Here is a 4,250-nt window from a genome sequence, read left to right as displayed (position 1 = left end):
ACCGACACCTCATGCACCGTGGCAGGAGTCGCATCCGACGCCTCCAACGGCACCACCACCGACGCCGCGACATCAGCAGCCGACCGCACACCACCCGAGACCGGCACCCACTCCAACCGCAACAGGGTGGTGCCGTCCACGGCGTTGTCGGGGCCGGCCTGGACCGGGAGTGCCCCCAGCCTGGCCGACCGGACCGAGAGCACGGGTGCGCCCTCTGCGTCGGCTGCGGAGATCGAGACCGTGTGCTCGTCGAGCTTCGTGACGCGGATCCGTACGACGGACGCACCGGTGGCGTGGAGCGACGCCCCGTTCCAGGCGAGAACGGTCAGCGGCTCGCTGTCGTCGACTCCCGTGAAGCCGACCGTCTGGCAGGCGGCGTCCAGGAGTGCCGGGTGGAGCCCGTACAGGGCGGCATCGTCTCCGGTGTCCGGAAGCGCGGCCTCCACGAAGGCCTCGTCGCCCCGCTGCCACACCGCGCGCACCGTCCGGAACGCGGGCCCGAGGCCGCGGTCCGCGTAGAAGCCCTCCAGCTGGACGGGCACGGCGTCCTGCGGTGGCCACACCGGCACGTCGAAGTCGGGGAAGGACTCGGCGGCGCTGATCCTGCCGGTCGCGTGGCAGGTCCACGGCTGGTCGGACGCGTCGTCCGGGCGTGCGTGGCACCGGATCTCGCGGGTACCGGACTCGTCCGGGGCTCCGACCGTCACCTGGATCGCCGTCGGACGGGATTTCGACAGCAGGAGCGGCGCGGTCAGGACCAGCTCCTCCACGCGGTCGCATCCGACCTGGTCGCCGGCCCGGATCAGCAGCTCGAAGAATGCCGAGGGCGGGAACACCGCTGTCCCGTCGACGGTGTGGTCGGCGAGCCAGGGCTGGGTCCTCGGGGACAGCCGTCCTGTGAACAGGGTGCGTTCGTCGTCCGCCACGGACAGGGTCGCGCCCAGCATCGGGTGGTGCGTCGCGGTCAGGCCGGCACCGTTGAGGTCGCCCGTCCGCACGGCCGGCGTGGGCCAGTAGGGCTCGCGCTGGAAGGGATAGGTGGGCAGGTCGACGCGCTGGGCGCCGGTTCCCTCGAACAGCCTGACCCAGTCCACGTCGACACCGGCGCAGTGCATGCGCGCCAGTCCCGTCACGAACGAGGTCTCGTCCGGCCGGTCCTTGCGCAGCAGTGGCGTGACGACGAGGTCCTGCTCGTCGTCCGCGACGCTCCGCCGCGTCAGCGCCGTGAGGACGGCGTCCGGTCCGGCCTCCAGGAAGGCCGAGACCCCCGCTTCGCGCAGGGTGTCGATCCCGTCGGCGAAGCGGACGGTCTCATGCACGTGCCGCACCCAGTACTCCGGGTCGCAGACCAACTCGGCAGACGCCACCCCACCCGTCACGTTGGAGACCAGCGGGATCTCCGGAGGCGAGAAGGAGAGGCCGGAGACCACCGCACGGAAGCCGTCCAGCATCGGCTCCATCAACGGCGAGTGGAAGGCGTGCGACACCCGCAGCGGTGTCGTCCTGCGCCCCAGTGCCTCGAATTCGGTACGGATCTTCCGCACCGCCTCCGTCGCTCCGGAGACGACCACGGACGAGGGGCCGTTGACCGCGGCCAGGGAGACGAACTCACCCAGCAATGGCCGCACTTCGTCCTCGGTCGCTTCGATGGCGAGCATCGCGCCGCCCTCGGGCAGCGCCTGCATCAACCGACCGCGCGCCGCCACCAACGCGCACGCGTCCTCCAGCGAGAACACGCCCGCCACGTGCGCGGCGGTGACCTCGCCGATCGAGTGCCCGGCCAAGAACTGCGGCCGCACGCCCAGGGATTCGACCAGTCGGAACAGCGCCACCTCCACCGCGAACAAGCCGGTCTGGGTGTACAGCGTCTGGTCCAGCAGCCCCTCGTCCTCGCCCCACACCACATCACGGACGGACCGGGCGAGGTGCTTGTCCAGCCCGACGCAGACGGCGTCGAACGCCTCCGCGAACACCGGGAAGCGTGAGTGGAGTTCGCGGCCCATGCCCAGCCGCTGCGACCCCTGCCCCGAGAACAGCACGGCCGGCGACCGCTCGACCGCCACACCCCGCGCGACCTCGGCGCCGTCCACCAGCACCGCCCGGTGCGCCATCCGCGCACGCCCGGACGCCAGGGAGAAGGCCACGTCCAGCGGATGTACACCGTCCAGCGCCGTGCCGCGCTGCACCTGCGCGTCCAGCGCCGCCTCGGACTTCGCCGACACCACCCACGGCACCACACCGGGCTCGACAGCCGGCTCAATGTCCTGGGACCCGACCGTGGTGGCCTGCTCCACGATCACGTGCGCGTTCGTGCCGCTGAGGCCGAAGGACGACACCCCGGCTCGCCACGGCCGGTCCACCTCAGGCCAGGGCGTCGTACCCGTGAGGAGCCGTACGTCGCCCGCGGACCAGTCGACGTGGGTGGAGGGTTCGTCCACGTGCAGGGTGCGGGGCAGCACCCCGTGCCGCATCGCCATCACCATCTTGATCACACCGGCGACACCGGCGGCGGCCTGCGTGTGACCGATGTTCGACTTCACCGAGCCCAGCCACAGCGGACGCCCCCCATCGCGGTCGCGGCCGTACGTCGCCAGCAGGGCCTGCGCCTCGATGGGATCGCCGAGTGTGGTGCCCGTGCCGTGGCCCTCGACGGCGTCCACCTCCGCCGGTGACAGTCCGGCGTTCGCGAGGGCCTGGCGGATGACGCGCTGCTGGGAGGGGCCGTTGGGGGCGGTGAGTCCGTTGCTGGCACCGTCCTGGTTGACGGCGGAGCCGCGCACGACGGCCAGGACCGGATGCCCGTTGCGCCGGGCGTCCGAGAGCCGTTCCAGTACGAGGACGCCCACGCCCTCCGACCAGCCCGTGCCGTCGGCCGCGTCCGCGTACGCCTTGCACCGCCCGTCCGTGGCCAGACCGCCCTGCCGGGTGAAGCCCAGGAAGCTCATGGGCGTGGTCAGGACGGTCGCGCCGCCGGCGAGGGCGAGCGTGCACTCGCCGCTGCGCAGCGACTGGGCGGCCAGGTGCATGGCCACGAGGGAGGAGGAGCAGGCCGTGTCGACGGTGACCGCCGGGCCCTCCAGGCCGAAGGTGTACGAGACGCGGCCCGAGATCACGCTGTTGGCGAGGCCGGTGCTGGCGTGACCCTCCACGTCTTCGCGGGAGTTCATGACCAGCGACGCGTAGTCCTGGCCGGTCGTCCCCACGAACACCCCGGTTCGGCTGCCGCGCAGCGATGACGGGTCGATGGCCGCGCCCTCGATCGCCTCCCAGGAGGTTTCGAGGAGGAGCCGCTGCTGCGGGTCCATGGCGAGGGCCTCACGCGGGGAGATCCCGAAGAAGCCGGCGTCGAACTCGGCCAGCCGGGACAGGAAACCTCCGCGCCTGGTGGCGCTGACACCGCGCCCGTCCGATCCACCGGTGCCGAACAGGGCGTCGAGGTCCCAGCCGCGGTCGCCCGGGAACTCCGACATGCCTTCCCGGCCGTCGAGCAGCATGTCCCACAGCGCTTCGGGAGTCTCGACGCCGCCGGGCATCCGGCAGGCCATTCCGACGATGGCGATCGGCTCGTCGTCGGGCCCGCGCGTGGAGACAGTCGACGCACCCGCGGCGTCACCCTGCTCGTCCAGCAGTTCGCCGACGAGGTGCTGGGCGAGGACGGCGGGGGTCGGGTGGTCGAAGACGAGGGTGGCGGGCAGCCGCAGGCCCGTGACCGCGGTCAGCCTGTTGCGCAGCTCCAGCGCGGTCAGCGAGTCCACGCCGAGGTCACGGAACTCCCGTTCCGACGCGACCGACTTGGCGGACGTATGGCCCAGCACGGCGGCCGCTTCGGCTCGTACGAGTCCCAGGACGTGCGGGACCCGGTCGTCTTCGCGCAGCTCCCGCAGGCGCAGCGCGAGTTCGGTCGCGATGGCGGCACCGCCCGCGCCCGCCGCCCTGCGCCGACCGCCACGGATCAGTCCCCGGAACAGCGGAGGTACCTCACCCGGCAGTGCGGCTGGGCCCGCGAGTTTGCCGATAGGGATGAGACAGGGCTCGTCGAGGGTGGTCGCGGTGTCGAGGAGCGCCAGCCCCTGCTCGACGCTGAGCGGCGGGATGCCCGAGGAGACGATCCGCTTGCGCTCGGCCTCGGACAACGTCGCCGTCATACCGGCGGTCGGCGCCCACGCGCCCCAGGCCAGCGACTGCGCAGCCAGACCCAGCGAACGACGGTGCAGGGCCAGGGCGTCCAGATAGACGTTGGCCGCCGCATA

1 protein-coding gene is annotated in these 4,250 nt (G+C 72.2%); it reads right to left on the bottom strand.

From position 1 onward, the window contains the following. Positions 1-4,250: type I polyketide synthase (locus tag ACZ7FF_RS44815; RefSeq protein WP_470820506.1), on the bottom strand; the 4,250-nt coding region annotated here is incomplete at both ends.

The organism is Streptomyces sp. NPDC037126, from assembly GCF_055605965.1.
The sequence above is the reverse complement of the archived record's forward strand: the minus strand, read 5'-3'. Positions and strand labels throughout refer to the sequence as shown.